Origin of the sequence: Streptomyces sp. NPDC001027 (genome assembly GCF_040299045.1) — a bacterium.
GTDB lineage: Bacteria > Actinomycetota > Actinomycetes > Streptomycetales > Streptomycetaceae > Streptomyces.
The window spans coordinates 1-4,518 of sequence record NZ_JBEPBI010000406.1 but is presented as its reverse complement, the minus strand read 5'-3'; the positions used below and the strand labels follow the sequence as shown (position 1 = coordinate 4,518).

4 protein-coding genes are annotated in these 4,518 nt (G+C 72.3%); 2 read left to right on the top strand and 2 right to left on the bottom strand.

What is annotated here, in order from left to right; genetic code table 11:
• The first annotated feature begins 204 nt into the window (after positions 1-204).
• Complete coding sequence (locus ABT300_RS41670; RefSeq protein ID WP_351687725.1) at positions 205-999, top strand: SigB/SigF/SigG family RNA polymerase sigma factor; 795 nt, start codon at positions 205-207, stop codon at positions 997-999.
• A gap of 25 nt (positions 1,000-1,024) precedes the next feature.
• Here the strand turns inward: ABT300_RS41670 and ABT300_RS41665 are convergent, their stop codons facing one another.
• Entirely contained in the window at positions 1,025-1,357 is a 333-nt protein-coding gene (locus ABT300_RS41665; RefSeq protein ID WP_351687722.1) for an ANTAR domain-containing protein, read from the bottom strand.
• A 118-nt stretch (positions 1,358-1,475) separates the two neighbouring features.
• Between ABT300_RS41665 and ABT300_RS41660 the strand changes: the two genes are divergently transcribed.
• Positions 1,476-2,279, top strand: a complete 804-nt coding sequence (locus ABT300_RS41660) for a VOC family protein (RefSeq protein WP_351687719.1) — start codon at positions 1,476-1,478, stop codon at positions 2,277-2,279.
• A gap of 50 nt (positions 2,280-2,329) precedes the next feature.
• On the opposite strand, the gene glgX is transcribed toward ABT300_RS41660, so the two are convergent.
• A complete protein-coding gene (gene glgX, locus ABT300_RS41655; RefSeq protein WP_351687716.1) occupies positions 2,330-4,444 on the bottom strand; it encodes a glycogen debranching protein GlgX in 2,115 nt (704 codons plus the stop codon).
• Positions 4,445-4,518: the final 74 nt, after the last annotated feature.

Here is a 4,518-nt window from a genome sequence, read left to right as displayed (position 1 = left end):
GCCTCGGCGAATACGCAGCAAAGAGGATAAATGAGTTTCAAGGAACTCGAACGGGGGAAACTACAGGTAAGTGCTTCGGACAGGAGGCACGTCCGTGGGACCCGCCGCAACGGCCGGCCCCGGGTGTCCCCGCATCCGTCCGAGTACGCGATTCCCACGGTGTCCCTCTTTTCACCGGCATCCTCCCTGAGGGAGGTGCGCGTGATGCGTGCCACCGTCCGAACCAGGCAGCACCCCCATGACGACGCCCCGGACACGGGCGAGTCCTTCGCACGGCTCGCCGGACTGCCCGAGGGTCCCGAGCGCCAGGCGCTCAGGGACGAACTGGTCGAGCTCTGGCTTCCCATGGCCGAGCGGATCGCCATCCGCTTCCGCGGCCGCGGCGAGGCCCTCGAGGATCTCTACCAGGTGGCGGCGCTGGGGCTGGTCAAGGCCGTCGACCACTACGACCCGGACCGCGGGCGCGCCTTCGAGGCGTACGCGGTGCCCACGATCACCGGCGAGATCAAACGCCACTTCCGCGACCACATGTGGACGCTGCACGTGCCGCGCCGGGTCCAGGACCTGCGCAACCGGGTGCGGCACTCCGGCAAGGAGCTGTCCCAGACCATCCCCGGCCGCCCGCCGACGATCGCCGAGATCGCCGCGCACGCCCAGCTGACCGAGGACGAGGTGCGCACCGGCGCCGAGGCGCTGGAGTGCTTCTCCGCGCTGTCGCTGGAGGCCGAACTGCCCGGCACCGACGGTTACGCCCTCGAGGACGCGCTCGGCGACCCCGACCCCGGCTACGACACGGTCGTCGACCGGGTGGCCGCGGCGCCCTGTCTGCGGGCACTGCCGGAACGCGAACGGACCATCCTGTACCTGCGCTTCTTCGTGGGGATGACGCAGAGCCGCATCGCGGAGCAGCTCGGCATCTCCCAGATGCACGTGTCCCGCCTGCTCAGCGGCTGCTTCGAGCGGTTGCGCGAGGAGATCAGCGCCGAGGAGGGCGACTGACCCGACGCGCCGGCGGGCCCGTCCGTCAGGGCGGGGGCGCGCCCGGGACCTGCGTGGGGCCGTGCCGGTCCAGGACGTCCTCCAGCTCGGCCCGGATGTCCGCGGGCAGCTCTCCCCGGCGCCCCCACAGCAGGATCAGCTCGGCCACGCTGCGCAGTTTGACGTTGGTGTGCTGGGAGACCTCTCTCAGCACGGCCCATCCCTCCTCGGGCGTCATCCGCCCCAGGGCCACGACCACTCCGATGGCCTGGTCGACCACGGCGTGGGAGGCGACGGCCTCCTTCAGCTGCTCGACCTCCTCCTCAAGCGCGAAGATCCGGGTCGTTTCGTCACGGGAGGTGCGCGGTACTCGTCCCATCACCCCATCGTGCCACCGGCCCGCTCGGCAGGCGGTCCGGGCCGGGTCGGCCGGACACTGGTGGCAGACCCCGCGCGCCGGGAGACCCGCCCGCCGAGAGACCAGGAACGCGAGCGCCATGAACCGTCGTCCGACATCCGCCCCCGGCGCCCGGGGCGCCGTCTCCACGCACTCCGTGTTCGGCGCTCCCTGCTGGGTGAGCCTGACCAGCCGTGACCTCGAGGCCACCCAGGACTTCTACAGCGCCGTGCTGGGCTGGAAGTGGCTCCGCGGCACGCTGGGCGACCACTTCCGCACTGCGCTGGTCGGCGGCGTGCCGGTCGCGGGGATCGCGGCGGTCGCGTCGATGTGGCAGATGGCGGTCGCGTGGACGCCGTACTTCGCGGTGCCGAGCGCCGACGAGGCCGCCTCCCGGGCCCGCGAGCGGGGCGGGACGGTGGCCGTGGGGCCGATCTCGCTCCCGCCGGGCAGGGCGGCGCTGCTGGCCGACCGCGACGGCGCGACCTTCGGCATCTGGGAGGGCGAGCTGATCGGCAACTGGGAGGCGTGGCGGCAGGCGGCGCCCGCCTTCATCAGGCTGCACACGCGCGACGCCTTCGACTCGGCCATCTTCTACGGCGAGATCCTCGACTGGGCCACCGACCGCCCCGGCGCCTGCGAGGTCCACTACGAGTCCGGCGAGGTCTGGCTGCGCAACCGCGGCGACGTCGTCGCCCGGATCGAGTCCGGCGCGCTGGAGGCGGCGCCGGACCCGACGATCCGCCCCCACTGGCAGGTCCACTTCGCCGTGGCGGACGTGTCGGCCTGCGCACGCGCCGCGGAGAAGCACGGCGGCTCGGTCCTGCTCGAGAACGCCGAGGAAGCGGTCCTGCGGGACCCGGACGGGGCCCAGTTCACGGTCACCTCGCGCCGCGAACGCTGAGCGCCCGCCCGAGCGCCGGTCCCGAAGTCCGTCACGGGCGGCTGCGGAGGCTACGGGCGGCGCGGCGGCCGGGTCAGCACGAGGAGGCTGCGGGACTCCAGCGTGACCTCCGCGCCCGCCTTGCACTCCGTCTCGTCCGGACCTCCGTCCGGCTCCGCGGTGTCGGCGCACACCGTCCAGCGCTCGCCGTAGGCGGCGTCCGGCAGCCGGAAGGCGACCGGCTCCCAGTAGCCGTTGAAGAGCAGCAGGAACGAGTCGTCCACGACGGGCCCGCCGCGCGGGCCGGGTTCGGCGATGGCGTCGCCGTTGAGGAAGACGCCGACGCTGTGCGCGTCGGGGCGCAGCCAGTCGCGGTCCGTCATCTCGTCCGCGTCGGGCCGCAGCCACACCAGGTCGGGCAGCGGCTGCCCGGCGTGGGTGACCGTCTCACCGCGGAAGAAGCGCCGCCGCCGCAGCACCGGGTGATCGGCGCGCAGCGCGATCAGACGTCGGCAGAAGGCGGTGAGGGCGTGCTGTTCGTCGGACAACCGCCAGTGGACCCAGGACACTTCGCCGTCCTGGCAGTAGGCGTTGTTGTTGCCGCCCTGGGTGCGGCCGAGCTCGTCGCCGTGGGAGAGCATCGGAATGCCCTGCGAGAGCAGCAGGGTGGCGAGCAGGTTGCGCTGCTGCCGGGCCCGCAGGGCGAGCACCCCCGGGCGCTCGGTGGGCCCCTCGACGCCGCAGTTCCAGGAGCGGTTGTCGCTCTCGCCGTCCCGGTTGTCCTCGCCGTTGGCCTCGTTGTGCTTGCCGTTGTACGAGACCAGGTCGCGCAGGGTGAACCCGTCGTGCGCGGTGACGAAGTTGACGCTGGCGCGGGGGCGGCGTCTGCTGGGGGCGTACAGGTCGGAGGAGCCGGTCAGGCGGGAGGCGAACTCGCCCAGCGAGCCGGGCTCGGCGCGCCAGAAGTCGCGTACGGCGTCACGGTAGCGGCCGTTCCACTCCGACCACAGGGGCGGGAAGTTGCCCACCTGGTAGCCGCCCTCGCCCACGTCCCACGGTTCGGCGATGAGTTTGACGCGGCTGATCACCGGGTCCTGCTGGATGAGGTCGAAGAACGCCGACAGCCGGTCCACTTCGTGGAACTGCCGGGCCAAGGTGGCCGCGAGGTCGAAGCGGAAGCCGTCGACGTGCATCTCCGTCACCCAGTAGCGCAACGAGTCCATGATCAGCTGCAGTACGTGCGGGTGCCGCATGAGCAGGCTGTTGCCGGTGCCGGTGGTGTCGTAGTAGTGCGCCCAGTCGCTGTCCACCAGCCGGTAGTAGGAGGCGTTGTCGATCCCCCGGAAGGAGAGCGTGGGGCCCTGCTCGTTGCCCTCGGCGGTGTGGTTGTAGACCACGTCGAGGATCACCTCGAGTCCGGCCGCGTGCAGCGCCTTGACCATGGCCTTGAACTCGGCGACCTGACGGCCGCGGACGCCGTCGGCGGCGTAGTCGTGGTGCGGGGCGAAGAAGCCGATGGTGTTGTAGCCCCAGTAGTTGGACAGGCCCCGGTCCCGCAGGACGCCGTCCTGCACGTACTGGTGCACGGGCATCAGCTCGAGCGCCGTCACGCCCAGCGAGGTCAGGTGCCCGGTCACCGCGGGGTGGGCGAGCCCGGCGTAGGTGCCGCGCAGTGCGGGCGGGACGTCGGGGTGGGTCCGGGTCAGGCCGCGCACATGGGCCTCGTAGATCACCGTGTCGGCGTACGGGCGGCGGGGCGGTGCGTCGTCGCCCCAGTCGAACGCGGGATCGGTGACCACGCCCAGCAGCGTGTGGCCGAAGCTGTCCGCCGGGTCGGGGCGGTCGCCGGCCCGTTCGAACAGCGAGGCGTCGTTGTCGATCTGGCCGTCGACGGCCCGCGCGTAGGGGTCCAGGAGCAGCTTCGCCGGGTTGCACCGATGGCCGCAGGAAGGGTTCCACGGCCCGTGCACCCGGTAGCCGTACCGCTGCCCGGGGCCGACGCCGGGCAGATACGCGTGCCAGACGAAGCCGTCGACCTCGGTCAGCGGGACGTCGCGGGTGCCGCCGTCGTCGTCCACGAGAACGAGGTCGACGCGTTCGGCGACCTGGCTGAAGAGTGCGAAGTTGGTCCCCTGCCCGTCGAAGTCGGCGCCCAGCGGGTAGGGGTGCCCGCTCCAGGCGGGCACCCCTGCACGGCGATCCGTCCGATGGCGCCGTGACGTCACCGGGCCGCCGCCGGCACGCGCGGTTCCTCGGCGGC

Bases quoted from the DNA above. Each gene is read 5' to 3' on its own strand.
- ABT300_RS41670 (WP_351687725.1), top strand. From the start codon at position 205: ATGCGTGCCACCGTCCGAACCAGGCAGCACCCCCATGACGACGCCCCG.
- ABT300_RS41665 (WP_351687722.1), bottom strand. From the start codon at position 1,357: ATGGGACGAGTACCGCGCACCTCCCGTGACGAAACGACCCGGATCTTC.
- ABT300_RS41660 (WP_351687719.1), top strand. From the start codon at position 1,476: ATGAACCGTCGTCCGACATCCGCCCCCGGCGCCCGGGGCGCCGTCTCC.